Genomic DNA, 24,299 nt, shown 5'->3' with positions numbered 1-24,299 from the left:
GCCGGCCGTGCCCCTCGAGCTCGAGAATCGAGAGGCCAATGGCCGACAAGCATCGCATTTCTTTCGAACCGGTCGACATCGAGATGGAGGTCGGCGAGGAGGAGAACGTCCTGGACGCCGCCTTCCGCCAGGGCATCCACCTCATGCACGGCTGCCGCGAGGGGCAGTGCTCGGCGTGCAAGTCCTATGTGCTCGAAGGCGACCTGCAAATGGAGCGGTACTCCACGTTCGCGTGCAACGACGCGGAGGTCGAGGAAGGCTACGTGCTGCTGTGCCGGGCACACGCGTTCAGCGACTGCACCATCGAGCTGCTCAACTTCGACGAGGAAGAGCTGCTCAACTCCGCTCCGCTGCAGGAGGTCACGACCGAGGTGGTCGGGCTCGTCGAGCACACGCACGACATCGTCGGCCTGAAGCTTCGCCCGGTGGACCCGCCGGCCTACGAGTACAAGGCCGGGCAGTACGCCGACGTGACCATCCCCGGGACCGACGAACACCGGTCGTTCTCGATGGCCACGATTCCGGGCGCTGACCACGTCGAATTCGTGATCAAGAAGTACCCGGGCGGCAAGTTCTCGGCGTTGCTCGACGACGGAATCTCCGTCGGCGACACGATCCGGTTGACCGGGCCGTACGGCAACTTCACGCTCAAGAACGGGCACGTACTGCCGTTGGTGCTGATGGCGGGCGGCGCGGGCATGGCTCCCGTGCTCAGCCTGCTGCGGCACTTGAGCGAAACGGAAGACCCGCGGCGGATCCGGTTCTACTACGGCGCGCGCACCGTGGCGGATCTGTTCTACCTGGACGAGATCAAGGCCCTGGGCGACCGGCTGAACGATTTCGAGTTCGTGGTGGCCCTTTCCGAGTCGGTGGAGGGCGCCGACGATCTCGGCGTCACCGCGGATTCCGGAATGGTCACCACCGTGGTCGAAGCACGCGAGCCCGAGCTGCACCGCACCGAGGTGTACCTCTGCGGGCCGCCGCCGATGGTCGACGCCGCGCTGGAACTCGCGGCACGGCAAGGAGTTCCGGACGATCAGGTGTTCTTCGACAAGTTCACCACGTCGGTTCGAGACGAGTAGAGAACAAGGAGAAATCGCATGGCGAGCAATCCAACAGCGACCCGGAGCTTCCCGAAGGTGGAGTTCACCGACTCCGAGGCCGGGGCGCTGGAATTCCCCAGCTCGAAGAGCCGTACGTACAACTACTTCAAGCCCGCCAAGCTCCGCGCGACGGTGTACGAGGACGTCACCGTCGACGTGCAGCCGGACCCGGACCGGCACCTGAGCCAAGGCTGGATCTACGGCTTCGGCGACGGCCCGGGCGGTTACCCGCACGAGTGGACGCGGGCGAAGTCCTCGAACTGGCACGCGTTCCTCGACCCCAACGAGGAGTGGGAGCAGACGCTCTACCGCAACAACTCGGCGGTCGTGCGCCAGGTCTCGCTGAGCCTGGAGAACGCCAAGCGCGCCAACGCCTACGGCAACTGGAAGCCGGCCTGGCAGACCTTCATCGCGCGCAACCTCGGCGCGTGGATGCACGCCGAGAACGGCATGGCGCTGCACGTGTTCACCTCGATCCAGCGCTCCGGCCCGACCAACATGATCAATACCGCGGTGGCGGTCACAGCGGCGCACAAGATGCGCTTCGCGCAGGACCTCGCGCTGTTCAACCTCGACCTGTCCGACTCGCTGGAGAGCTTCGACGGCGGCGCGCACCGGGAGGTCTGGCAGTCGGCGGAGGAATGGCAGCCCACCCGCCGCGTGGTCGAGGAGCTGACCGCGGTCGGCGACTGGGCGGAACTGCTCTTCGCCACCAACGTCGTGTTCGAGCAGCTGGTCGGCCAGCTGTTCCGGTCTGAGCTGGTCATGCAGATCTCGGCCGCGAACGGCGACTACGTGACGCCGACGCTGGTCGGCACCGGCGAGTACGACTACAGCCGCGACCTCGCCTACACCCGGTCGCTGTTCCAGCTGCTCACCCGCGACGACGAACACGGCGCCGCCAACAAGGAGCTGTTCGGCGAGTGGCTGTCGACCTGGGTGCCCAAGTGCCTCACCGCGGCCGAGGCGCTGCAGCCGATCTGGTCGCAGCCGGCGGAGAAGGCGCGCACGTTCGCCGACTCGCTCGCCGCGAGCAAGGAGAAGTTCGCCCAGCTCCTCGAGGAGATCGGGCTCGACGTTCCGAAGGAGCTGGAGAAGTGAGCGACATGCAGTTCGGTGCGCAAACCGAAATCTCGAACATGTGCGGCGTCACCCTGATGAACACCCCGATCGGCCGGGTCGTGGCCGACGTCATGGGGTCGAAGAAGGGCGTCGAACTCGTCGAGTACCCGTCGATGATCCGGGTCGACGGCACCCGGCTGCTCGAATTCGACTACGCCGAGCTGACCGAGGCACTCGGCCAGGAGTTCGACGGGTCGATCTTCGAGGAGATCAGCTCCACCCACTACGGCCGGATGGTGCACCTCGACGACCGCACCCTGCTCTTCGCCAACCCCGAAGACGCCGCCGAATACATCGGTTTCGACCTGCTGGCGCAGGGCTGAGGCCGGACCTGAACCGCGCGGCGGCGGACCGAGCCGTCCGCCGCCGCGTTTCCACCGCACCGCACCAACGAAGGGCGAGGATCTCCGATGTATGAGAAGGATGGCGAGCAGTACTACGTCGTCGACGGGCATGTCCACATCTGGGACGCGCGGGAGTCGAACATCAAGAACATCCACGGGAAGCAGTTCATCGACTGCTTCTACGACTACCACCGCAACCTCAGCCCGGAGGAGGTGGTCTGGGACTACGACACCTACAGCTACTACGGCCCGGAGCGCTTCATGAAGGACGTGTTCGGCGACGGCCACGTCGACCACGCGGTCTTCCAGGCCACGCTGCTGCGGGACTTCTACCACAACTGCTTCGGACAGACCGAGGAAGCGTTCGGCCTCGCCCAGCAGCACCCGGGCAAGCTGACCTACAACCACGCCTACGACCCGCGCGACGGCGAGGCCGGCCTTGATCAGCTGCGCAGCGACGCCGAGCGGATGCAGCTCAAGGGCGTGAAGCTCTACACCGCCGAGTGGCACGGCGACTCCCGCGGCTACCGGCTGGACGACCCGTGGTCCCGTCGCTATCTCGAGGAATGCCTGAAGCTGGGCATCAAGAACATCCACGTCCACAAGGGACCGACGATCCGGCCGCTGGACCGCGACGCGTTCGACGTCGCCGACATCGACCACGTCGCGACCGACTACCTCGACCTGAACTTCATCGTCGAGCACGTCGGCCTGCCGCGGTTGGAGGACTTCTGCTGGATCGCCACCCAGGAGTCCAATGTGTACGGCGGCCTGGCGGTGGCGATGCCGTTCATCCACGCCCGCCCGCGCTACTTCGCGCAGATCATCGGCGAACTGCTGTACTGGCTGGGCGAGGACAAGATCCTCTTCGGCAGCGACTACGCGCTGTGGACGCCGCAGTGGCTGGTGGAGAAGTTCGTGGACTTCCAAATGCCCGCGGACCTGCCGGAGTACCCGCAGATCACGGTGGCGCAGAAGAAGAAAATCCTCGGGCTGAACGCCGCCGCGCTGTACGACCTGGACGTGCCGCAGCAGCTGCGACTGCCCGCGGAGACCGCCGCTGGTGCCCAATGACCACCGCGGCCCTGTCCCTGGACCACGCCGTTCTGTCGGCGCTGGCGACCGTGTTCGATCCCGAGCTGGACCAGCCGGTGACCGAACTCGGCTTCGTCCGCTCGGTGACGATCGACGACGAGGGCATCGAGGTGCACCTGCGGCTGCCGACGTCGTTCTGTGCGCCGAATTTCGCGTACCTGATGGTCTCGGACGCCTACGACGCGCTGGCCGCGCTTCCGGACGCGCGCCGGGTCCGGGTGCTGCTGGACGACCACCACGACTCCGCGAAGATCAACAGCGGAGTGGCGGCAGGTGCCGGGTATGTCGGCACGTTCGGGGTCGAAGCGGAGCAAAGCCTGGACGAACTCCGCCGGACGTTCCAGCGGAAAGCGCATCTGGCCGCGGTCGAACGCTGCTGTCGGGCGGTGCTGGCCGGCGGCGCGTGGACGCTTGAAGAGCTGCCGCTGCTGGAGCTGTTCGACCTGCCGGAGGACCGGTTGAAGATCGCCCTGCTGCGTCGGCGGGAAGCGATCGGGCTGCCGACGGACTCGCACGCACGGGTGGCCGTCGACCACACCGGCGCTCCGATCAGGAAGCAGGACACCGCTTTGTGGCTGCGCTTGGCGGCCGCGACCCGCATTTCCATCGAAGGCAACGCGCATTTCTGCCGTGGCCTGCTCGCCACCCGGTACGCGGATCCCGAGGGGGCCGCGCCGGTCGTCGTCAATTCGAGGAGCCGATCGTGAAAGCCGTCCAGGTCACCGGATACCACCGGAATCTCGAACTGCGCGACGTCGAGGAACCGAAAGTCGCCGGTCCGCTCGACGTGGTCGTGAAAGTCGGGGCGGCCGGCGTCTGCCGGACCGACCTGCACATCCTCGAAGGCCAGTGGGCGGAGAAAACCGGCGTCGCGCTGCCTTACACGATCGGCCACGAGAACGCGGGCTGGGTGCACGCCGTCGGCGATGCGGTCACGAATGTCGCGGTGGGGGACAAGGTGATCCTCCACCCGCTGATCACCTGCGGGCTCTGCCGCGCCTGCCGGCTCGGCGACGACGTGCACTGCGAGCAGTCCGATTTCCCCGGAATCGACACGAACGGCGGCTACGCGGAATACCTCCGCACGTCCGCGCGGTCGTGCGTGAAACTGGCGGACAGCCTCGAACCGGCCGATGTGGCCGCGCTCGCCGACGCCGGGCTCACCGCCCAGCACGCGGCCGCGAAGGCGGCGCGGCAGCTGCGGCCCGGCGACGTCTGCGTGATCATCGGCGCCGGCGGACTCGGCCACATCGGCATCCAGTGCTTGAAAGCGATGAGCGCGGCGACGCTCGTCGTGCTGGACCGCAACCCGGCGGCGTTGGCGTTGGCGAAGGAAATCGGCGCGGACGTGACGGTGGTCGCGGACGGTTCCCACGTGGACGCGGTGCTTGACCTGACCGGAGGCCACGGCGCGGAAGCGGTGGTGGACTTCGTCGGCGAAGGCGGCGCGACCGCCGAGGGCGTCCGGATGCTCCGGCGCGCGGGCAGTTACTACGTCGTCGGCTACGGAGAGAACATCGACGTGCCGACGATCGACATTATTTCCAGCGAGATCAACTTCGTCGGCAACCTCGTCGGCTCGTACACCGATCTGCAGGACCTGATGGTCCTGGCCGCGCAGGGCCGCGTGAAGCTGCACACCGCGCAGTACCGGCTGGACGACTTCCAGCAGGCGATCGACGATCTCAGCGCCGGCCGGGTCCGCGGCCGGGCGATCCTCATTCCCTGAAACCGCAAGGAAAGGACGGAGACCATCATGGCGAAGGAGCTGAGGTTCGGCGTCGACGCGCGGCGACAGCTCGAGCTCGGGGTCAACACCCTGGCCGACGCGGTGAAAGCGACGCTGGGCCCGAAGGGCCGCAACGCGGTGCTGGAGAAGCTGACCGGTCCGCCGACGATCACGAACGACGGGGTGACCATCGCCCGGGAGATCCAGCTGGCGGAGCCGTTCGCGAACATGGGCGCCCAGCTGGTCAAGGAAGTCGCGATGAAGACCAACGGCGCGGTGGGCGACGGGACGACGACCGCCACCGTGCTCGCACAGGCGATGGTCCGCGAAGGTCTCGCCGCACTGGGCGACGGGGCGAACCCGATGCGGGTGCGGCGGGGGATCGAGGAAACCGTCGAAGCGGTCGTGGAGTACCTGCGCAAATCGGCGGTCGCGGTGTCCGGCGAAACCGAGCTGGAGCGGATCGCGACGCTGGCTGCCAGCGACGACGAGCGGATCGGCCGGGTGATCGCCCAGGCGCTCGCCGCGGTGGGCCGTGAGGGCGTGGTGGAGGTCGAGGAATCGGAGCAGCCGGGACTGAGCGTCGAGCTGGCCGACGGGATCGAATTCGACCACGGCTACACCTCGCCGTACATGGTCACCGACCGGGACCGGATGGAGGTGAGCTTCGCCGACCCGGTGCTGCTGCTGACTAACAAGAAGATCAGCCAGGTGCAGGACCTGATGCCGACGATCGAGGCGGCTCGCCGGCTGGACCGGCCGCTGGTGGTGCTGGCGGAGAACGTCGACGGCCCGGCACTGCAGCTGCTCGTGAGCGGCAACGTGCACCGGACGTTCGCGGCCGCGGTGGTCCGCGCACCCGGCTTCGGGCACCGGCGGATCGCCGAGCTGGAGGATCTCGCCGCCGCGCTCGGCGGCCGGGTGGTCAGCGAGGACTCCGGCGTGACGCTGGCCGAGGTCACCGAACGCGACCTGGGCCGATGCGCGCACATCACGATCACCGAGGACTCGACGACGATCCTCGGCGGCGCCGGGCCCGAGGCGGAGGTGCGCGCCCGGATCAGTCAGCTGGAGAAGCAGCTGGAACGCGCGCGGATCGAACACGACCAGGACAGCTTGCGGCTGCGGATCGCGCGGTTGTCCGGGCGGATCGCGGTGGTGCGGGTCGGCGCGGCGACGAGCGTCGAGCTCAAGGAGCGGATGCTGCGCGTCGAGGATTCCTTGGCCGCGGCGCGGGCTGCGCTGGAGGAAGGCGTGGTCGCCGGCGGCGGCTCGGCGCTGGCGCAGGCGGCGGCGCAGGTCGACCTGGACTTGACCGGCGACGCGGCGCACGGCCGCGACATCGTGCTGCGGGCGCTGGGCGAGCCGCTGCACTGGATCGCGGAGAACGCCGGGTACGAAGGGGCCGAGATCCGGGAACGCGTGGCGGGACTGGGCAACGGCAACGGGTTCGACGCGCTGGCGGGCGAGTACTGCGATCTGTTCGCCGCGGGCGTCATCGATCCGCTCAAGGTGACACGCTCCGCGCTGGAGAGCGCGGCGTCCATCGCGGCGCTGGTGATCACCACCGAGACCGCGATCGTCGAGCAGGTCCTGGTCAACCCGGGGGCGATCATCGCGCCGGGCTTCGGCGATCTCGCCGAGGGCATGGTCCGCCCGTCCAACATCTACTAGGTGCCGGGGGTCCTGCGCCGGGTCCGCTCGTTGCGAGCGGACCCGGCGCAGTGGACTACGCCGCGGCCGATGGGAGGGTGCGGGATTGCGCCGCTGCCGTGGGGTGGGGAGGGTGCGGCATTACGCGGCCGTGGACAGCGTGCGGGGTTGCGCCGTCGCGGGGTCCGTGCGGGACTACGCGGCCGTTGGGAGGGACGGGCGCGGGATTACGGCGCGGCCGAGGGGAGGGCGCGGGACTACGCCGCGGCCGAGGGGAGAATGCGGGCGGCCAGCCGGACGGCGAAGCCGAGCAACCGCGCGGGCGGGCACTGGAGATCCACGAGTCCGGCGGCGGTCGCGGCGGCCGCTTCGACCGGCTGCGGCCAGCCGTCCGGGTGCACCACGCCGCCGGACATGATGCGGAGATCGGCGGCTTCGGCGAGCGCGTAGCCCGCGCCTACCGCGTCGCCGTTCATCGCGGCGACGACCGGTGCCGGGTGGCGGCGCACGGCGGCCAGCGCTGCGGTGAGCGCGGCCCGCTCGACGCCCGCCGCGAGATCGGGCGCGAACCGGCGGCCCGCTCCGGTCAGCACGATCGGCCGAGGCCCGGCGTAGGCCAGTGCTGCGACGAGCGCGTCGAGCGCAGCCGTGTCCAGGCCGGCTTCCCCGGTCCGCAAGCGCAGCACGACCGTTCCGTTCCGGTATTCCAGCATGGCCCGGCCTCCTGGTACTCGACGTTGCCGAAGAGTAGGTCGGGCGGGAGCCGCGTTCTGTCTCAGAACGAGATCTCCGCCCGCCCGCCGCTGTGGTGTGGTGGCAGTCCAGAAACTCCCGGAAAGGCGTGCCCCGATGCCCGAAAAAGATGATCCCTCGCACCGCGTCGACGCTCCTCAGCCGACTGGTTCCGGGCACCGGGAATGCCTCGAACTGGCCCGCCGGGCACTGGCCGGCACCGGCTGGCAGATCGAGCGGCGGGCCGAGACGAGCCGGATGCGCGCCGGGTAGTCAAGATGGTGCCATGCCCGGAAACCTGTCCCGTCCCGGCGCCACTGTCGCGTCCCGGGTGGTCGCGCTGCTCGGCGCCTTCGACGTCGACCACCGGGTGCTGACCGGTGCCGAGCTGGCCCGGCGCGCCGGGCTCCCGCTGGCGACGGCGCACCGGCTCGCGGTCGAGCTGGCGGCTCTGGGCGTGCTCGAACGCCGCGCCGCGGGCTACGTCATCGGCCGCCGAGTGTGGGACTGGGGCCTGCTCGCCCCGGTCCAGGCCGAACTGCGCCAGGCCGCCGCGCCGTTCCTGCAGGACCTCTATTCCGCCACGCAAGCCACCGTTCATCTCGCGGAGCGGGCTGGGCAGGAGGCGCTCTATCTCGACCGGCTGTCCGGCCGGGCCACCGTCCCGGTCGTCAGCAGGGTCGGCGGGACCCTGCCTCTGCACGCGACCGGAGTCGGCAAGATCCTGCTCGCGTACGCGCCCGGCGACGTGCAGCGCGCGGTGCTGCGCGAACTGCCCCGCATCACGCCGTACACGGTGGTGCAGCCTCGGATCCTCCGCGGCCAGCTGGAGCGTGCCCGACGGGACGGGTTCGCGCAGACCAGTGAGGAAATGAGCCTCGGCGCCTGTTCGGTCGCCGTTCCGGTCCGCCGCCGCGACGAGGTGATCGCCGCGCTCGGCGTAGTCGTCCCCGATCTGCGCCGCAACCGGGGCCAGCTGGTGGCCGCCCTGCGGGTCGCGGCCGCGGGAATCGGCCGGGTGCTTTCCACTGAGTGAGAGATCGGGCTGGGCGGAGCGGGCAGCGGGCGGCAGACTCGGCGGATGCGCACTCAAGTCGCCATCGTCGGCGCCGGCCCGGCCGGACTGCTCCTTTCGCACCTGCTGGACCGCGCGGGTGTCGAGTCGGTGATCGTGGAAACGCGGTCCCGCGAATACGTGGAGGCCCGTATCCGGGCCGGCATCCTCGAACAATCCACTGTGGACCTGCTGCGCGCGGCGGGGCTGGGCGAGCGGCTGGACCGCGAGGGCGACGTGCACCGCGGCATCCACCTGCAGTGGCCGGGGCACCGCCACCACGTGGACTTCGTCGACTTGGTCGGCCGCACGGTCACCGTTTACGGACAGACCGAAGTGACCAAGGACCTGGGCCGGGCGCGCGACGCGGCCGGGCAGCAGATCGTCTACGAGGTCGCCGACACCGCCGTGCACGACATCGAGACCGACCGACCGTACGTCACCTTCATCGGCCCGGACGGCCGGCCCGATCGGCTCGACGCGGACGTGGTCGTGGGCTGCGACGGATCCTTCGGACCCTGCCGCCGCGCCATGCCTGACCCGTCGGTCTGGGAGCGGGTCTACCCGTACTCCTGGCTGGGCATCCTCGCCGACGTCGCGCCGTCGACGGACGAACTGATCTACGCCTGGCATCCTGACGGGTTCGCGCTGCACTCCATGCGCTCGTCGACCGTTTCCCGGCTCTATCTGCAGGTGCCGGCCGGCACCGAGGTCGAGACCTGGTCCGACGACCGGATCTGGGAGGCGCTGGCCACCCGGCTCGGGCACGGCGAAAACGGCTGGACTCTCACCCCCGGCCCGATCACCGAAAAATCCGTGCTGCCGATGCGCAGCTTCGTCCAGGAGCCGCTGCGCCACGGCCGGCTGTTCCTGGCCGGCGACGCCGCGCACATCGTCCCGCCGACCGGGGCGAAAGGGCTCAACCTCGCGGTCGCCGATGTCGCGCTGCTGGCGCCGGCGCTCGCCGCGTTGCTCCGCGACAAGAACCCCGAGCTGGCCGACGCCTACTCCGACACCGCGTTGCGGCGCGTCTGGCGATGCACGCACTTTTCCTGGTGGATGACCACGATGCTGCACACCTCCGCCGACCCGTTCGACACCCAGCTTCAGCTCTCCCAGCTGCGCTGGGTGGCGGCCAGCACCGCGGGGGCGACCGGACTGGCGGAGAACTACGCCGGTCTGCCGTTCGGGTACTGACCACGCGGCTGCCCGCGACCGGGCGGATCACTGGCCCGCGGGATGGTCGGGCGGCTGGGTCGGTTGCGGATCGGGCTTCGCGCCGGGTACCCCGAGCGCGGCGAGATTGTCCTGAGCCGGATGGGCGCGGCCGGCCGGCCCGGCGGCGTAGGCCCGAAGCAGCCGCTCGGTGATGGCGGTGATCGCGGCGTGTGCGACCGGGTCCGCGTGGTCTTCCGGACAACCGGCGTCCAGCGCGCAGATCCAGTACTGGGTTCCGGCGGAGAAGACCGCGGACCCGCTGGGCGTGGTGTAGTAGCTGGTGTCCGCGAAATCCGGGCGGCCGCCGCAGGTCACCGGCGAGTGGAAGAGCACTTCGATCGGGCGCGGGGTCGGCACGGACAGATCGACCCGCTCGTACTCGTTGCCGACCAGGCCGGGCAGGCTTTGTCCGTTGTGGACGATTCCGGACAGGAGCCAGTTCCCGGCGTTCGCGGCGACGAGGTTCCCGCGGGTCGGGTTGCAGCGGTAGAAATTGCCCAGCAGCACGCTTTCCGGGCGCGGGAACGGCGGCGAACGCCATTCCGGCGTCGCTTCGAGCGGATTGGTCTGGTGATACGGATCCTCGGCGAACGACTTGTAGTCGATCTCCACCCGGTCCGGTCCCACCGCGCTCGGCGCGAACCGGATGTGCCGGTAGATTTCGTTGCCGCCCAGGAAAGCCAGGTTCACGCCGTGGTCGCGGGCGGCGGTGGTGTTCTGGCGCATGGCGGCGGACCAGTACTCGTCGTGCCCGAGGGTGATCGCGGCGCGGGCGCCGTCGAGCAGGTGCGGATCGGCGTGCAGATCCGTGTCGGTGGCGTACCCGAGCGGCACGCCGAGGTTTTCCGCGAACCGCACCAGGGCCAGTTCGAAGTACAGGAAATCGCCCGCGCCCTGCATGTCCTGCGCCTGATACGGCCGGTCGAACGACACCGCACGAGAGCGAGCCGCTTTGGACCCATTCGGCGAGGTGTAGAGGCTGTAGCCGCCCCATTCGTTGTAGGCCTGCCACGTCGTGACCGCGTTGACCAGCACGATCTTCCCGGCGTTGGACGGGCTGCGCACGGTCAGCGGGACGAACTGCGCGGAGCTGTTGTCGCCGTCCAGCCGCAGCAGGTAGTCCCCGGGCGGCCAGTCCCGCGTCGGCAGATCGAGCGACGGCCGCCAGGGAGCGACGACCGTGCGCGTCGGTTGCTGGACGACTGCCGCCGGTTGCACGGATCCAGCCATCGACGACGATTTCCACACCTGAAGCGCGGCCGAATCGCGGTAAGCGCCCATCCGGAACGCCGTGACCGTGTAATGCGCGGCGGTTGTGCTCACGAAGAGCCGCACCGGCGCGCCCGGCAGGACGCTGCTGCGGTCGGCGAAGCCTTCGATCGCATGGGCTGGGCCCGGGTGAGTGATTTCCCAGCCGGGAGTGCCGTTCTGCACGGCCGGCCGGGCGGGCGCGGTCGGCGCTTTCGAGCTGACCGGCGGAGCGGCCTCCGGCGCGGCGCTGCAACTCGCCGACAGCAGCACCGCGACGAGGGCCGCGGATCTCCAGCGTTTCTTCATACCGGCCAGTGTCGGCTGATTCGGGCCGGCGCGCACCCGCGGTGCGAAGATCAGGCCCGGGCCAGCCGGCGCGCCCGCAGCATGCTCGCGATCCCGGCGGCGAATGCGAGCAGCAGTCCGGCGGTCATCACCACGTTGCCGGCGACCGTCCCCGGATTGGACGACAGCAGATTCGGTGTGAGCTGCCCGGAAATCCCGCCCACCCCAGCGATCCAGAACGCGATGAAGACGCTGAAGACGGCGTGCCACCACCAGCGCGCGGTGGCCGCGCTGAGCGCGCCCGCGACCGCGATGAACAGGATCCCGGGCGGGAAAGCCAGTCCGAAGAACCCTTGCGCCGCCGAGAACTTCCCCGGATCGGCTGTCCACTGGACAAGCAGCCCGACGATCCCGACGGCGAGCCCGGCGAACGCGAGCAGGGTGTGGCGGTTCAGACGGCGCATCATGAGGCACTCCTTCACTCAGCAGAGCGACGGCCGATGGCGACCGCCGCCACCGCACTCACCGCCGCGACGGTCAACCCGGCCAGCTGCACCCAGCCGGCCGCCAACGGCCCGATCCGGCCGGCGTCGAACAGCCGGTCCGTGAACGCGGACGAAGCCAGCCCGCCGACGAGGAGGAAACCGCTCACCGCGGCCGCGCCGAGCGGTGTGTACCGCCCGGGCACGAAACCCACGATCAGCGCGAGCGCCAGACAGACGAACGGCCCTGGCCCGTCGTATCCGGTGGCCTCGTCGCCGACCACGGCGACGACCAGCGCGACGCAGGTGCCGATCAGCAACACGCGGTGCACCCCGCTCGCGCGCCCCGGCACGGTACGAAGCCTCATCCGACGCCCCCTCTTAGCCCGTGGGAACTGACTCGGCGCCCAGTGTCATCGGGCGGCGGGAGTAGCGGCATCGGGCGAGAAGCGACAGTGCGGGGGAGGGCAGTACGTCAGCGGACGTAGCGGCGGCGTAGGCGCGGCAGGTCCGGTCTCTCATCGGCGGCGCACCGCCGCATGATCCAGTGCGCGTGTCGAAATCCGGGGCGTCGGTACGTACCTCCCAGTGAACATCCGAAAACGAGGGAGAATGACTGCCATGACCACCGCCGAAGAGCTCGCCAAGGAATTCACCGCCACGCTGCGCAAAAGCCCGGCCAAGGGCGGCCACACCTACCTGGTCTGGCCCGAGTCGGTGGCCTACTTCGGCACCCGCGGCCTGGTGAAAGTGCGCGGAACGGTCGACGGCGAGCCGTTCCGCAGTTCGTTCATGGCGCTGGGCGACGGCACGCACAAGCTTCCGGTCAACGCTGAGATTCGCAAGGCGATCGGCAAGGAAGCCGGCGACACGGTGACCGTCGTCCTGCTGGAACGGCTCGCTCGCTGACCACGGCCGGTGCGGACCGGGCAGTCCGGCTCAGCGAGCGGCCGTCCCGTTCTTGCGCTGATTGGCGTTGAAGCGCTTCTTCTTCTGCCGGTTCCCGCACGTGTTCATCTCGCACCATCGGCGGGTCCTGCTCTGGCTGGTGTCGAAGAACGCGGCCTGACACGTCGGCGACGCGCACAAGGCAAGCCGCCCGTCCCGCTCGCCGGAGAGGACGCTGACTGCGTCGGCGGCGATCACGCTGAGAGCGTCCTCGACCGACGCCGAGCCGAGCTGCCATCGCCGACTGCCTTCGGGCGTCAGGACCGCCGCCGCCCGGCCTCGCGTGCTGCAGTCGTTGATGACGCGGACTGCCTCCGCCGGGAGAGTTTCGCCGACCGCGGCGGCGGTCGCCGCGGCATGAATGGATTCCCGAAGTTCCCGGGCGTGTTCGAGCTGGGCGGCGGTGCAGGCGTCCACGGCCAGGCCGCTCACCGCAAGCCAGTCGGCCAGCCGCTGCGGGGTGGGAATGCGTTCCACCGGATCGCCGCGCCGTTCCGTCAACGTCGCCGTGAAGCTGGTCGCCAGCACCGTGCCGAGGCGGAAGTCGGGGAACTCAGTTGGCATGGAACCAGCTTAGCCGGTTGCTCGCCGCCCGGCCGCCGTGCTAGAACCGGCTTAGCTGGTTCTTCCATGGTCAGGAGGTCTCATGTCCCATCCTGCGAGCGACGTGCATCCGTTCCAGGCCCGCGCGCCGGAGGCTGATCTCGACGATCTGCGCGCCCGATTGGCCGCTGCGCGGCTGCCGGAGGCCGAGACGGTCCGGGGCGCCGCGCCGGGCCGGCACCGCTGGGACCAAGGAGTTCCGCTCGCCGACCTGGTCGAGGTGGTGGACTACTGGCGTACCGGGTACGACTGGCGGTCCTTCGAAGCGCGCCTCGACGAGATCGGCCAGTTCCGCACGACGATCGACGGCCTGGGCATCCACTTCCTGCATCGCCGGTCCGCGCGCGCCGACGCCACTCCGCTGCTTCTGACGCACGGGTGGCCAGGCAGCATCGCCGAGTTCGTCGACGTGGCGGGCGATCTGGCCGATCCGGAAGACGCCGGCGCTCCGGCGTTCCACGTCGTGGTTCCGTCGCTGCCCGGCTTCGGCTACAGCGACAAACCGGCGACGACCGGGTGGGGTACCGAAAAGATCGCGGCCGCTTGGGCGGAACTGATGGGGCGGCTCGGTTACCGCGCTTTCCTCGCGCACGGCGGCGACTGGGGCGGCAACATCACCACGGTGCTCGCCGGCCGGTTCCCCGAGCACGTGCTCGGCATCCACACCACGTTCGCGGAGGGGCCGCCCGGGCTGACCACGGACGGGCTGACCGACGTCGAGCGCGCGTGGACCGAGGAAACCCGCCATTTCTGGCGCCACCGCGCGGCGTATGCGAAGCAGCAGGCGACCCGGCCGCAGACCATCGGCTACTCCCTGGTCGACTCGCCGGCCGGATTGCTCGCCTGGATCCTCGACAAGTTCGCCGAATGGTCGGACACCGAAGACAGCCCGTTCGAGACGATCTCCCGGGACCGCATCCTCGACGACGTCACCCTGTACTGGCTGACGCGGACTGGCGCCTCGGCAGCCCGCATCTACTACGAAAGCCACAACTCGCTGGATCCGGAACTCCGCGTCGACGTCCCGTCCGCGATCACCGTCTACCCCCGCGACATCGAGAAGTATCCGCTTCCCTGGGCGCGGGAACGGTACCGGCGGATCGTCCGATGGCGGACGCCGGACCGGGGCGGGCATTTCCCGTCGCTGGAGGTCCCCGGGCACTTCGTCCAGGACTTGCGAGAGGGGCTCGGGGCGGTGCTCGCCGAGCGTCGGTGACCGCTGCATTCCGATGGCACCGCGCTACCCGGCAGCGGCGCCGGAGCGCGGTTCACAGCACGGCGAGCCGGTCGACCACCAGCGCCACCCGCTGCTCGGCGAGCTCCGGCGGGAGCCGTCCGGCCCGGCTCAGCGTGGCCAGCCCGTGCAATGCGGCCCAGAACACCTCGGTGAACAGTCCTGGATGGACCCCGTTCCCGGCGGCCTCGCCGAGGGTCTCCATCAGCGCCGCGAAGGCGTCCTTCAGCGGTTCCGGCGTTTCCTCCTCGGCGAACGCGAGTCCGCCGTCGAGCTGGAAGATCGCGTCGTAGACGGCCGGGTTGCGGGCGGCGAAGTCGAGGTAGGCGCGGGCCAATGCGGTGACCCGGGCGCGCGGGCCGTCGGCGGCCGAGGTCGCGGCCCGGACCGCGGCCGCCAATTCGCTCGCGCCCTCCAGCGCGACCGCGCCGATGATCTCTCGCTTGCCCCGGAAATGGCTGTAGAGAACGGGTTGGCTGTACTCGATGCGCTCGGCGAGCCGGCGGGTGGTGACCGCGTCCCAGCCCTGCTGTTCGGCGAGCTCGCGGGCCGTCGCCACGATGAGCCGCTCGCGATCCGCCTGTTCGCGCTGCTTGCGTTCTTGTACCGACATGACTGGAGTCTAGCACCGCTAGACAACCGAGCGGCAGTAGTACTAGCATCGCTTCATCACCTAGCATTGCTAGATCTTCTGGAGGGACACCATGCTCAGCACGCTCGAGGTCGGCACTGTCGTCATCGTCGGGATGATGGTGGGGGTCGAGTTCTCGGTCGCCTTCGTCATGAACCGCATCTTCAGCGCGCTTCCCGACGACAGCAATCAGGCCGCCCGTTCCCATGGCGGCCGGATGCTCGGCGCGGTCATGCCGTTCTGGTACTTCGGTTCGCTGCTGCTGACCGCGATCTGGGCGGTCGCCGGATGGGGCTCGGGCACCGGGCTGGTCGTGGCCGGCGCCGCCTTGCTGATCGTCAGCGTGGTCATGTCGGTGCTGCTGCTGGTCCCGATCAACAATCAGGGCAAGAAGTGGACCGCGCAGACCCGGCCGGCGGACTGGAAAGAGCAGATGAGCCGCTGGGACCGCTACCACTACGCCCGCGTTGCCGTCATTGTGGCCGCGTTCGTCTGCCTGGCCGCCGCCCTCGTCTGAGAGCGGTTTCGCTTGGTGCGACGCCGGTCCGCGACAACAACAGCCGCCGGAGCCAGGGGCCCCAGCGGTTCACCGGGCTCCGCCGGCCTCCAGCGCCGCCTCCCGAACCGCCGCCGCGACGCGGGCGACCGCGTCCGGCATCGGCTGCGGCAGCCGAGCGAGCAGGACCCGGCGCTGCTCCGACGGTCCGCCGCGGACCGGGAGGATCCGCACCCCGGGCGGGGCGACCGAGGCGAGCAGCCGCGAGACCGTCGTGATCCCGCAGCCCGCCGCGACAAGCTGGAGTTTCGCGAGCCAGTCGCGGGCGGTGTGGGCGATCACCGGCCGTTCGGCGAGGCCCGGCCACGCCCCCATCTGAAGTTCTTGCGCGGCTCCTGCGATCCAGCGCTGCCCGTGCAGGTCCGCGACGTCGAGGTATTCGCCGCGGGCTAGCGGATGAGTCGCCGGCACCGCGACGTGCAGGCTGCGCTCGGTGAGCACCTGCACCCGCAGTTCCGGGGTTTCGGTGTCCAGCGGCCGGTACGGGGGAGCGGCGGCGAGCACGGCGAGGTCGATCGTCCCGGCCCGCAGCGCGCGCACCAGAGCCGGGCTGCTGCCTTCGCGGCTGGTCACGACGATCGCCGGGTGCGTTTCCCGGAGCAGCGCCAGCGCGCGGGGGACGATGACCGCGCCGGCGGTGGCGAACCAGCCGAGCCGGACGTGGCCGGATTCCTCCGGCAAGCCAGCCAGTTCACGCGCGGTGGCGTCGATCTGGTCGATGACGTCGGCGGCGCGGCGCAGCACTATCCGGCCTGCCGCGGTCAGCCGGACGCCGTCGTGGCGCCGTTCGAGCAGTGCCGCACCGGCTGCCCGTTCGAGCGAGGCGATCTGCCGGGACACCGCGGACTGCGTGTACCCGAGCGCGGTGGCCGCCGCGGTGAGCGTGCCGCGTTCGGCGACCTCCCGGAACACCCGGAGAGCGACCAGTGACGCGTCGGTGAAGGCCATGACGTTTACGCATACCACGGTTGAGAATTTTTCGCTGTCTACATGAGCGAAAGCTGCTTACCGTGGAGACATGACACTGTTCCAGCCACCGTTCGGCCTCGCCGGTACTGCCGCCGAAGTCGTTGCCGGCATTGACCTTTCCGGCCGCCGCGCGGTAGTCACCGGCGGTTCGTCCACGCTCGTCGCCACCGGGATTCGCGTCGCACCGAAGCTGGCGGCGGGAGCATGAAGGTCGCCGTGGTCACCGGAGCGACCCAAGGGCTCGGCCTCGCTTTGGTCGAAGGTCTGGCGCAACGAATGAACGCGGAGGACACGGTGTACCTCACCGGCCGGGATTCCGGCCGCGTGCAGCAGGCCGTCGAAACACTGCCTGCCGGCGGCGCGCGAGTGCGCGGCGAGGTGTTCGATGTCTCGGTGCCGGACGCGGCGGCGCGATTCGCCGAACTGCTGTGCGAACGGCACGGCGGCGTCGACATCGTGTTCAACAACGCCGTGATGCGAGTCGGCCCCGACGACGACCCGCGCGAGATCGTCGAGGCGTACACCGAGGTGAACAACTTCGGCACCACTCGGGTGCTGCGTGCGTTCGCCCCGCTGCTGCGCGACGACGGCCGGCTGATCGTGGTCGCCAGCAGCCTCGGCCGGCTGCACCACCTGGCCCCGGTGCTGCACGACCGATTCGCCGCACTGTCCTCTCTGGACGAAGTGGACGAGCAGGTGTCCGCCTGGCGCGACGCGGTCCGCGACGGCAGCGCCCGTTCCGGCGCGTGGCCCGGGTTCGTCAACATCCCGTCGAAGATCGCCCAGGTCTCGGCCGTTCGGGCGCTCGCGTCCGAGCGCCGGGCGGAGGACGAGCGCCGCGGCATCCTGCTGGCGGCGGTCTGCCCGGGAATGATCAACACGCCGACCTCGGCGCTCTGGTGGGACGTCAGCACCGCGCAGACGCCCGCGCAGGCCGCGGTCCCGCTGGCGGATCTGGCACTGAACCCGGTCGACCCGGCGCACTACGGCGAACTGGTCCGGTTCGGCAAAGTCTTGCCGTGGTCTCCGTTCGACAGCTGACATCCCGCCCTCGAGGGCGTTCGCGCTACCGGCGGGCGCACACCGAATGCACCGCGGTGCCGAGTGCCCGGCGGTGCAGCCCGTCCAGCCGGTCCAGCACCGTCGCCGAACCGGCCGCCAGCGCCAGCTGGACGGTGCACCCGATCGGCTCGGCGCGGAAGCGGGCGGTGGACTTGAGCTGCGCCAGCAGTTCGGTGGTCAACCGGTCCAGCCGGATCCGGATCTGGCCCAGGTCGGGGCGGGTGGTCGGGGCCTGGTCCGGGTGCGCGGTCCAGCGGGCGAACAGGCCCCGCTGCACCGTCTTGCTCGCGGTGATCTGGTCTCGGAAGAAGGCCGCCGCCGCGTCCGGATCGAGCCCGAGTGCGGTGGCCTGCTTGCGCACCTGGTCGAGCACCTGCTGTTCGCGAGCCGGGTCGTCGATCGGCGACCCGGTGCCGAACTTCGCGGCAGCCACGTCGTCGCTGACTTGCAGCCGCTCGACGACGAGTCCGACCAGCGGGCCGAGCCTGCCGATGGCATGGCTCGCGGCGGGCGCGTACAGCGCCGAGGCAGGCGCGGCGATGGCCGGAGCGGCGGTCAAGGTGACGGTGGCGGCGACGGTCAGCGCGGCAACCGCGATGCCACGAGCTGTCTTGTTGCGTGCGTTCACTGGGGTGCCTCGCTTCTCCGGGCTCAGGCGTCGGGGGCGGCTCCGATTCTGCCGACAATCGCGGCCGCCTGGGTGGCGTTTGCCGAACTCGGGGTACTTCTGGTCCGCGAGACGGGCCGTTCTCTTTGCTAGCGTGGCCGGCATGGTGCAGAAGGCCAAGGGCCAGGTGTCGCAGGCGCGGGCGAGGCTGCTCTCGACAGCGACCCGGATCTTCTATGCCGAGGGCCTGCATTCGGTGGGGATCGACCGGCTCGTGGCGGAAGCGAAGGTCACCCGTGCCACCCTGTACCGGCATTTCCCGGGCAAGGAAGACCTGGTCGTCGCGTATCTGCGCGGCGTCTCCGAGATGGAGCGCGCGGGCATCGAGAAGATCCTGGCCGGAGACCTGCCGGCGGAGGACGCGCTGCGCGCGATCGCCGCGTCGATCGCGGAGAGCATCCAGTCCGCGCATTTCCGCGGCTGCGCGTTCCTCAACGCGGCGGCGGAGTATCCGGACCCGGCCCATCCGGTGCACAAAGCCGTTCTGGCACACCGGGAATGGTTCCTCCGCACGATCACGGACCTGCTCGCGAAGGCCGGCGAGACTTCGCCGGAGCCGGCCGGCCGGCATTTCGTGCTGCTGCGCGACGGCGCGATGGCGTCGGGCTGTCTCGCCGACCCGGCCCAGGTCGGCGAAACGTTCCTGCGGGGCATCGACAGCATCCTGCGGTTCCGCCTCGGCTCTTCGGCGAAGTAGCACAACTGCTGTTCGATGCGCCGGATCGCTGACCGGCTCGCCGCCTGAACATCGACGACCGCAGTTGGATACGACGGCGTCGGTCAGCGAGCGGTACGGCCGAGCGTCGCGTCGATCAGTTCATACGCCAGATCGAGCCGGACCCCGTCCGGGTTGGTGAGGTCTTCGTCCGCATACCAGGATTCGTCGGCCTCCGGATGCGGTCCGCAGACGCCTGCCCGCCCCTTGCCGTAGGGCGCGACGACCGCGGCGGCGGTCCCGTTGGGATAAGTCGCGAGGACGGTCGCGTCCGCGCCGTCGTCGAGCAGAAACGCCGGCCCGTCCTGGAAATACATGTGCCGTGGCTTGCCTTTCCAGGTCACCGGCACGACCGTGTCGCGTGCGTCCAGGACGGTCGCGTCCGGCGTGTCGGTGTACCCCCGGGTGTCGCCGGGCAGCAGCTCGAATCCCGGGTTGCGGCCGGCGAGATAGCCCCCGAAGCACAGGCCCAGATAGCAGCCTCCGCCGTGCACCCAGTCGCGGAGCGCCTTGGCGGAACCCTTCAGATCGCGCCACGTCGCGTCCAGGTCGGCTCCGCCGCCAGGCTGGACGTACAACTGCGCCGGCGCCAATGCGGACGCGGTCAGCGGAGTGCCAGTGCCCGGCCCCACATAGGCGACTTCGAATGGTTGCGGCGCCGTGTGCAACACCTCCGCCATGGTCGGGGCGCAGTCGGTGCAGCCCTGCGGTCCGTTGTAGATCAGCGCCAGCGGCTTACCGGTGGTCCGGGCCTGCGGCCGGGCAGGTGCTGGGTTGTCCGGGGGAGTGCAAGCGGCCAGCAGGGCGGCGGCCGGAAGGAGCCCGAAGAGCAGCCTGCGCCGGTCGACGAGGGCGCGGCGGCTGCCGGGGTTCGCGCCGGGTGCCGGTTCGTCTCCGCCGTGCTGTCCGGGCAGCAAGATCACGTTCCGACGGTACCAGGCGGGCCGGCCGGGCCGAGGTGTCACGGCTTCGGCGGAACTCCTAGCAGCCGCAGGTACATCTGCGTCAGGTCGGCGAGCAGTTGCTCCCGGCGTTCCGGATGCCGGGCCAGCACCGGCGCGAGAACGGCGACCAGGCCGCCGCCGCCCAGCGAAACGATTTCCGGGTCGGCGGCGGGGTCGGCCAGCCCGCGCTCGGCGAGCCGCCGGATGTAGCGGCCGCCGCGCTTGGTGGGCAGTTCGTGGATCTCCTCGCGGAGCTCCGCCATCGCGGGGTCGGCGATCGCCTGGTGGTCCAGGACGGTCAGGAAGGACAGGTTCTCCGCGTACGCGTCGAGGTACGCGGCGGTGGTCGCGGCGGCCACCGCCCACGGGTCGTCCGGGTCGAGACCGCTCAGCTCCTGGGCTTCGACCAGCTGGTCGCGTACCTGGCGCGCCAGGTGCGCGAAGACCTCTTCCTTGTCCGCGAAGTACACGTAGAAGGTCGCTCGCCCGACGCCGGCCTCGCGGGCGATGTCCGCGATGGTGGTCAGCGCGAACCCTTTCGTCTCGAACACGCGGCGCGCGGCGGCAAGCAGCGCGTGCCGCGTCGCGCTGTCGGCACGGTCGAGCTTCTCGCGCACCGCCCAGGTTCCGGATGCCATCCCCGGAGCATACCTATTGACGTTGACGTCAATGTCAAAGCACGATGAGGGCACGTCCCGTTCCCCGAGGAGCACGCCTTGCCTTCCGTTCTCATCGCCAACCGTGGCGAGATCGCCCTCCGCGTCCTGCGCGCCGCACGCGCCCTCGGCTGGCGCGCGGTCGCCGTGAAGGCCGCCGAAGAAGCCGACGGCCCGGTGCACCGGCTGGCCGACGAGGTGGTGGTGCTCGCAGGGGAACGGCCGTACCTGGACGCGGACCAGCTCGTCGCGGCGGCGGAACGCGCCGGATGCGAGCTGCTGCATCCCGGGTACGGCTTCCTGTCCGAAAGCGCGGCGCTGGCGGACGGGTGCGAGGCGCGCGGGATCCGGTTCGTCGGGCCGGAAGCAGCAGTACTGCGGACGTTCGGTGACAAAGGCGGCGCGCGGCAGCTGGCCGAGAAGCTCGGCGTGCCGGTCCTGCGAGCCTGCGCCGACGTCGACGCGGCGAGCGAGTTCCTGGCCGGCCTCGGCCCGGGGCGGGGCGTGATGGTGAAGGCGGTCGCGGGCGGCGGCGGACGCGGGATGCGGCGAGTGCTCGACCCGGCGAACCTGGCGGGCGCGATCGAACGGTGCCGGTCGGAGGCGTTGCGGGCGTTCGGCGACGACACCGTCTTCGTGGAAGAACTGGTCTCGCGGGCGAGGCACGTCGAGGTGCAGATTGTCGGCGACGGCACCGGAGCGGTCAGTCACGTCTGGGACCGGGAATGCAGCCTGCAGCGGCGGCAGCAGAAGGTGGTCGAGGTCGCGCCCGCGCGGACGGTGCCCGAGGCGTGCCGCGAGCGGTTGCGCGACGCCGCGGTCCGGATGACGGCCGCGGTTTCCTATCGCGGGTTGTGCACGGTGGAGTTCCTGGTCGACGCGGACGATCCGGCGCGGTTCGCGTTCCTGGAAGCGAATCCGCGGATCCAGGTCGAGCACACCGTCACCGAAGCGGTGACCGGGCTGGACCTGGTCGCCGCACAGTTGCGGATCGCGGCCGGCGCGACGCTGGCCGAACTCGGGCTGGCTCAGGACGCGATCCCGCCGGCACAAGGGACAGCGGTGCAGTGCCGCGTCAACGCGGAAGAGCTGCGCCCGGACGGAGCCGCGCACGCGACGGCCGGCCGGATCGAAGCGCTGGACCTGCCGGGCGGTCCGGGCGTGCGGGTCGACACGGCCGCGCACGCCGGTGAGGTCGTGACCACGGTCTACGACTCGTTGCTGGCGAAGATCATTACGCACGTTCCGTCCGCCGAGCTGGCGGCGGCGCTCGACGCCGCTCGGTCGGCAGTGGCCGAGGTGCGTGTCGAGGGCCTGCGGACGAACGTGGAATTCCTGCGGGAACTGCTCGCCCGCGAAGAAGTCCGGCAGGGCCGGGCAACGACGTCCTTTGTGGACGAACATCTCGCGGAACTGGTCCCGGTGCCCGCCCCGGCCGCCGCGGACGGTGCCGGGCTGGCGGCGGATTTCGCCGGCACGGTGGTGTTCGTGGCCGACCCGGGTGCCCGGGTGGCGGCCGGGGATCCGGTGGTCGTGCTGGAAGCGATGAAGATGGAGCATGTCCTCGCCGCGCCGTACCCCGGCGAGGTGCGGGCGGTCCGGATCGGTGTCGGCGACCTCGCGCGGGCTGGGCAGTCGCTCGTCGACCTGATCCCGGACGCCGATCCGGGCGAGGGAAACGCCGGGCGGGCCGAGCCAGACCCCGAGGAAGTGCGCCCGGACCTCGAAGAAGTGGTGCAGCGGCACCGGATCGGCCTCGACGAGGCACGGCCGGAAGCTGTCGCCAAGCGCCGCCGGAGCGGCCATCGCACCGCGCGGGAGAACATCGCGGATCTGTGCGACGACGGCAGCTTCCTGGAGTACGGCGCGCTGGTGATCGCCGCGCAGCGCCAGCGCCGGACGGAAGAGGACCTGATCGCCAACACCCCGGCCGACGGCATGGTCACCGGCATCGGCACCGTCAACGCCGAGCACGCCGGCGACGGACGGTGCGTCGTGCTGTCCTACGACTACACGGTGCTGGCCGGCACGCAGGGCTTCATGAACCACGAGAAGACCGACCGGATGCTGGATCTCGCTGCACGCCAGCAGCTTCCGGTCGTCCTGTTCGCCGAGGGCGGCGGCGGGCGGCCGGGCGACACCGACGTGGTCACCGCCGGCGGGCTCGATCTCGACACCTTCGCGGCGATGGGCCGGCTCAACGGGCTGGTGCCGACGGTCGGCATCGCGGCCGGCCGGTGCTTCGCCGGGAACGCCGCCCTGCTGGGCGTCTGCGACGTCGTGATCGCGACCGCGGACGCCACGATCGGCATGGGCGGTCCGGCGATGATCGAAGGCGGCGGCCTCGGCGTGTTCCGGCCAGAGGAGGTCGGCCCGGTTTCGGTGCAGGAACCGAACGGGGTGCTGGACCTGGTCGCCGCCGACGAGGCCGAGGCGGTGGACCTGGCGCGCCGCTACCTGTCCTACTTCCAGGGCGACCGTCGCGAGTGGACGGCACCGGACCAGCGACGGCTGCGGCACGTGGTGCCGGAGAACCGCGTCCGCGTCTACGACGTGCGGCGCGCGATCGAACTGCTCGCCGACGACGATTCGGTGCTGGAGCTGCGCCGCGGATTCGGCGCGGGGGTCGTGACCGCGCTGGTGCGCATCGAAGGCCGTCCGATGGGCCTGATCGCGAACAACCCCCGCCATCTCGGCGGCGCGATCGACGCCGACGCCGCGGACAAGACCGCCCGGTTCCTGCAGCTGTGCGACGCGCATGGCTTGCCGGTGGTTTCGCTGGTCGACACTCCGGGGTTCATGGTCGGCCCGGACGCCGAGCGGACCGCGACGGTGCGCAAGTTCGGCCGGATGTTCGTCGCGGGCGGTCATCTGGACGTGCCGATGGTGGGAGTCGTGCTGCGCAAGGCGTACGGGCTCGGCGCGATGGCGATGGTCGGCGGCGGGTTCCGGGTGCCGGCGGCGATGGTCGCGTGGCCGAGCGGTGAAGTCGGCGGGATGGGCCTGGAGGGCGCGGTGCGTCTCGGCTACCGCCGCGAACTCGACGCGATCGCCGACCACGGCGAGAAACAGCGCGAATTCGACCGGCTGCTCGCCGAGAGCTATCAGCGCGGCAAGGCGCTCGCCGCGGCGGCGGTGTTCGAAATGGACGACGTGATCGACCCGGCCGACACCCGCAGGTGGATCACCCGCGCGCTGCCGGGCGACCGCCCCGCCGGCCCGCGCAAGCGCATCGACACCTGGTGA

27 protein-coding genes are annotated in these 24,299 nt (G+C 70.4%); 17 read left to right on the top strand and 10 right to left on the bottom strand.

Annotated elements, in window-relative coordinates; all coding sequences use genetic code 11:
- Positions 1-38 precede the first annotated feature (38 nt).
- The 7 genes from AMYBE_RS0112155 (at position 39) to groL (ending at position 7,067) form a co-directional block, all read left to right on the top strand.
- On the top strand, positions 39-1,082 hold the full coding sequence (locus AMYBE_RS0112155) for a 2Fe-2S iron-sulfur cluster-binding protein (protein WP_020659650.1): 1,044 nt from the start codon (positions 39-41) through the stop codon (positions 1,080-1,082).
- 18 nt (positions 1,083-1,100) lie between these two features.
- Entirely contained in the window at positions 1,101-2,204 is a 1,104-nt protein-coding gene (locus AMYBE_RS0112150; protein WP_020659649.1) for an aromatic/alkene monooxygenase hydroxylase subunit beta, read from the top strand.
- A gap of 5 nt (positions 2,205-2,209) precedes the next feature.
- The gene (gene mimD, locus AMYBE_RS0112145) at positions 2,210-2,548 is read left to right on the top strand and encodes a propane 2-monooxygenase effector subunit MimD (protein WP_034288438.1); all 339 of its coding nucleotides are present in this window, start codon (positions 2,210-2,212) and stop codon (positions 2,546-2,548) included.
- A gap of 87 nt (positions 2,549-2,635) precedes the next feature.
- Positions 2,636-3,643, top strand: a complete 1,008-nt coding sequence (locus AMYBE_RS0112140; RefSeq protein ID WP_020659647.1) for an amidohydrolase family protein — start codon at positions 2,636-2,638, stop codon at positions 3,641-3,643.
- Positions 3,640-4,371 (top strand): metal-sulfur cluster assembly factor, encoded by a 732-nt coding sequence (locus AMYBE_RS0112135; protein WP_020659646.1) that lies wholly within the window; start codon positions 3,640-3,642, stop codon positions 4,369-4,371. Before AMYBE_RS0112140 ends, AMYBE_RS0112135 begins: the two co-directional genes overlap by 4 nt.
- Complete coding sequence (locus AMYBE_RS0112130) at positions 4,368-5,393, top strand: NAD(P)-dependent alcohol dehydrogenase (RefSeq protein WP_020659645.1); 1,026 nt, start codon at positions 4,368-4,370, stop codon at positions 5,391-5,393. The genes AMYBE_RS0112135 and AMYBE_RS0112130 overlap by 4 nt, the downstream gene beginning before the upstream one ends.
- A 27-nt stretch (positions 5,394-5,420) precedes the next feature.
- Positions 5,421-7,067: a chaperonin GroEL gene (groL, locus tag AMYBE_RS0112125; protein ID WP_020659644.1), complete on the top strand. Its 1,647-nt coding sequence runs from the start codon at positions 5,421-5,423 to the stop codon at positions 7,065-7,067.
- A 236-nt stretch (positions 7,068-7,303) separates the two neighbouring features.
- Here groL and AMYBE_RS0112120 read toward each other — a convergent pair whose 3' ends face one another.
- A complete protein-coding gene (locus AMYBE_RS0112120) occupies positions 7,304-7,759 on the bottom strand; it encodes an enoyl-CoA hydratase-related protein (protein ID WP_020659643.1) in 456 nt (151 codons plus the stop codon).
- Between the two features lie 136 nt (positions 7,760-7,895).
- Here AMYBE_RS0112120 and AMYBE_RS44810 point away from each other — a divergent pair, with 136 nt between their 5' ends.
- The 3 genes from AMYBE_RS44810 to AMYBE_RS0112105 are packed head-to-tail and all read left to right on the top strand — an operon-like array spanning position 7,896 to position 10,029.
- Positions 7,896-8,051: a hypothetical protein gene (locus AMYBE_RS44810; RefSeq protein WP_020659642.1), complete on the top strand. Its 156-nt coding sequence runs from the start codon at positions 7,896-7,898 to the stop codon at positions 8,049-8,051.
- A gap of 13 nt (positions 8,052-8,064) precedes the next feature.
- Positions 8,065-8,814, top strand: a complete 750-nt coding sequence (locus AMYBE_RS0112110; RefSeq protein WP_020659641.1) for an IclR family transcriptional regulator — start codon at positions 8,065-8,067, stop codon at positions 8,812-8,814.
- A gap of 45 nt (positions 8,815-8,859) precedes the next feature.
- A complete protein-coding gene (locus AMYBE_RS0112105) occupies positions 8,860-10,029 on the top strand; it encodes a 4-hydroxybenzoate 3-monooxygenase (protein ID WP_020659640.1) in 1,170 nt (389 codons plus the stop codon).
- A gap of 27 nt (positions 10,030-10,056) precedes the next feature.
- Here the strand turns inward: AMYBE_RS0112105 and AMYBE_RS0112100 are convergent, their stop codons facing one another.
- The 3 genes from AMYBE_RS0112100 to AMYBE_RS41545 are packed head-to-tail and all read right to left on the bottom strand — an operon-like array spanning position 10,057 to position 12,436.
- Complete coding sequence (locus AMYBE_RS0112100) at positions 10,057-11,607, bottom strand: N,N-dimethylformamidase beta subunit family domain-containing protein (RefSeq protein WP_020659639.1); 1,551 nt, start codon at positions 11,605-11,607, stop codon at positions 10,057-10,059.
- Positions 11,608-11,657: 50 nt separating this feature from the next.
- Positions 11,658-12,053: a hypothetical protein gene (locus AMYBE_RS0112095; RefSeq protein WP_020659638.1), complete on the bottom strand. Its 396-nt coding sequence runs from the start codon at positions 12,051-12,053 to the stop codon at positions 11,658-11,660.
- An 11-nt stretch (positions 12,054-12,064) separates the two neighbouring features.
- A complete protein-coding gene (locus AMYBE_RS41545; RefSeq protein ID WP_154676175.1) occupies positions 12,065-12,436 on the bottom strand; it encodes a hypothetical protein in 372 nt (123 codons plus the stop codon).
- Between the two features lie 244 nt (positions 12,437-12,680).
- On the opposite strand from AMYBE_RS41545, the gene AMYBE_RS0112085 reads away from it, so the two are divergent.
- Positions 12,681-12,977, top strand: a complete 297-nt coding sequence (locus tag AMYBE_RS0112085; RefSeq protein WP_020659636.1) for a DUF1905 domain-containing protein — start codon at positions 12,681-12,683, stop codon at positions 12,975-12,977.
- A 30-nt stretch (positions 12,978-13,007) separates the two neighbouring features.
- Here the strand turns inward: AMYBE_RS0112085 and AMYBE_RS0112080 are convergent, their stop codons facing one another.
- A complete protein-coding gene (locus AMYBE_RS0112080) occupies positions 13,008-13,580 on the bottom strand; it encodes a CGNR zinc finger domain-containing protein (RefSeq protein WP_020659635.1) in 573 nt (190 codons plus the stop codon).
- Between the two features lie 82 nt (positions 13,581-13,662).
- Here AMYBE_RS0112080 and AMYBE_RS0112075 point away from each other — a divergent pair, with 82 nt between their 5' ends.
- The gene (locus tag AMYBE_RS0112075) at positions 13,663-14,835 is read left to right on the top strand and encodes an epoxide hydrolase family protein (protein WP_020659634.1); all 1,173 of its coding nucleotides are present in this window, start codon (positions 13,663-13,665) and stop codon (positions 14,833-14,835) included.
- A gap of 52 nt (positions 14,836-14,887) precedes the next feature.
- Here AMYBE_RS0112075 and AMYBE_RS0112070 read toward each other — a convergent pair whose 3' ends face one another.
- On the bottom strand, positions 14,888-15,466 hold the full coding sequence (locus AMYBE_RS0112070) for a TetR/AcrR family transcriptional regulator (protein ID WP_020659633.1): 579 nt from the start codon (positions 15,464-15,466) through the stop codon (positions 14,888-14,890).
- A gap of 91 nt (positions 15,467-15,557) precedes the next feature.
- Here AMYBE_RS0112070 and AMYBE_RS0112065 point away from each other — a divergent pair, with 91 nt between their 5' ends.
- Positions 15,558-16,001, top strand: coding sequence for an anthrone oxygenase family protein (locus AMYBE_RS0112065; RefSeq protein WP_020659632.1), 444 nt, complete (start codon positions 15,558-15,560; stop codon positions 15,999-16,001).
- 69 nt (positions 16,002-16,070) lie between these two features.
- Here AMYBE_RS0112065 and AMYBE_RS0112060 read toward each other — a convergent pair whose 3' ends face one another.
- A complete protein-coding gene (locus tag AMYBE_RS0112060; RefSeq protein ID WP_020659631.1) occupies positions 16,071-16,988 on the bottom strand; it encodes a LysR family transcriptional regulator in 918 nt (305 codons plus the stop codon).
- Between the two features lie 70 nt (positions 16,989-17,058).
- Between AMYBE_RS0112060 and AMYBE_RS44805 the strand changes: the two genes are divergently transcribed.
- On the top strand, positions 17,059-17,217 hold the full coding sequence (locus tag AMYBE_RS44805; RefSeq protein WP_020659630.1) for a hypothetical protein: 159 nt from the start codon (positions 17,059-17,061) through the stop codon (positions 17,215-17,217).
- Positions 17,214-18,050 carry an SDR family NAD(P)-dependent oxidoreductase gene (locus AMYBE_RS0112050; RefSeq protein ID WP_020659629.1) on the top strand — a complete coding sequence of 279 codons (837 nt, stop codon included), beginning with the start codon at positions 17,214-17,216 and terminating at the stop codon, positions 18,048-18,050. Before AMYBE_RS44805 ends, AMYBE_RS0112050 begins: the two co-directional genes overlap by 4 nt.
- A gap of 25 nt (positions 18,051-18,075) precedes the next feature.
- Here the strand turns inward: AMYBE_RS0112050 and AMYBE_RS41540 are convergent, their stop codons facing one another.
- Entirely contained in the window at positions 18,076-18,699 is a 624-nt protein-coding gene (locus tag AMYBE_RS41540; protein ID WP_020659628.1) for a chorismate mutase, read from the bottom strand.
- Positions 18,700-18,841: 142 nt separating this feature from the next.
- On the opposite strand from AMYBE_RS41540, the gene AMYBE_RS0112035 reads away from it, so the two are divergent.
- Positions 18,842-19,435 carry a TetR/AcrR family transcriptional regulator gene (locus AMYBE_RS0112035; RefSeq protein WP_027927592.1) on the top strand — a complete coding sequence of 198 codons (594 nt, stop codon included), beginning with the start codon at positions 18,842-18,844 and terminating at the stop codon, positions 19,433-19,435.
- Between the two features lie 83 nt (positions 19,436-19,518).
- On the opposite strand, the gene AMYBE_RS0112030 is transcribed toward AMYBE_RS0112035, so the two are convergent.
- Both AMYBE_RS0112030 and AMYBE_RS0112025 read right to left on the bottom strand, forming a co-directional pair.
- The gene (locus AMYBE_RS0112030; protein ID WP_020659626.1) at positions 19,519-20,376 is read right to left on the bottom strand and encodes a BPL-N domain-containing protein; all 858 of its coding nucleotides are present in this window, start codon (positions 20,374-20,376) and stop codon (positions 19,519-19,521) included.
- Positions 20,377-20,414: 38 nt separating this feature from the next.
- A complete protein-coding gene (locus tag AMYBE_RS0112025; RefSeq protein ID WP_034286941.1) occupies positions 20,415-21,035 on the bottom strand; it encodes a TetR/AcrR family transcriptional regulator in 621 nt (206 codons plus the stop codon).
- A gap of 78 nt (positions 21,036-21,113) precedes the next feature.
- Between AMYBE_RS0112025 and AMYBE_RS0112020 the strand changes: the two genes are divergently transcribed.
- The gene (locus tag AMYBE_RS0112020; RefSeq protein WP_020659624.1) at positions 21,114-24,299 is read left to right on the top strand and encodes an acetyl-CoA carboxylase family protein; all 3,186 of its coding nucleotides are present in this window, start codon (positions 21,114-21,116) and stop codon (positions 24,297-24,299) included.

Origin of the sequence: Amycolatopsis benzoatilytica AK 16/65, assembly GCF_000383915.1 — a bacterium.
In the GTDB taxonomy this organism is placed as follows: domain Bacteria; phylum Actinomycetota; class Actinomycetes; order Mycobacteriales; family Pseudonocardiaceae; genus Amycolatopsis; species Amycolatopsis benzoatilytica.
This window is presented reverse-complemented; position numbering and strand designations above follow the sequence as displayed.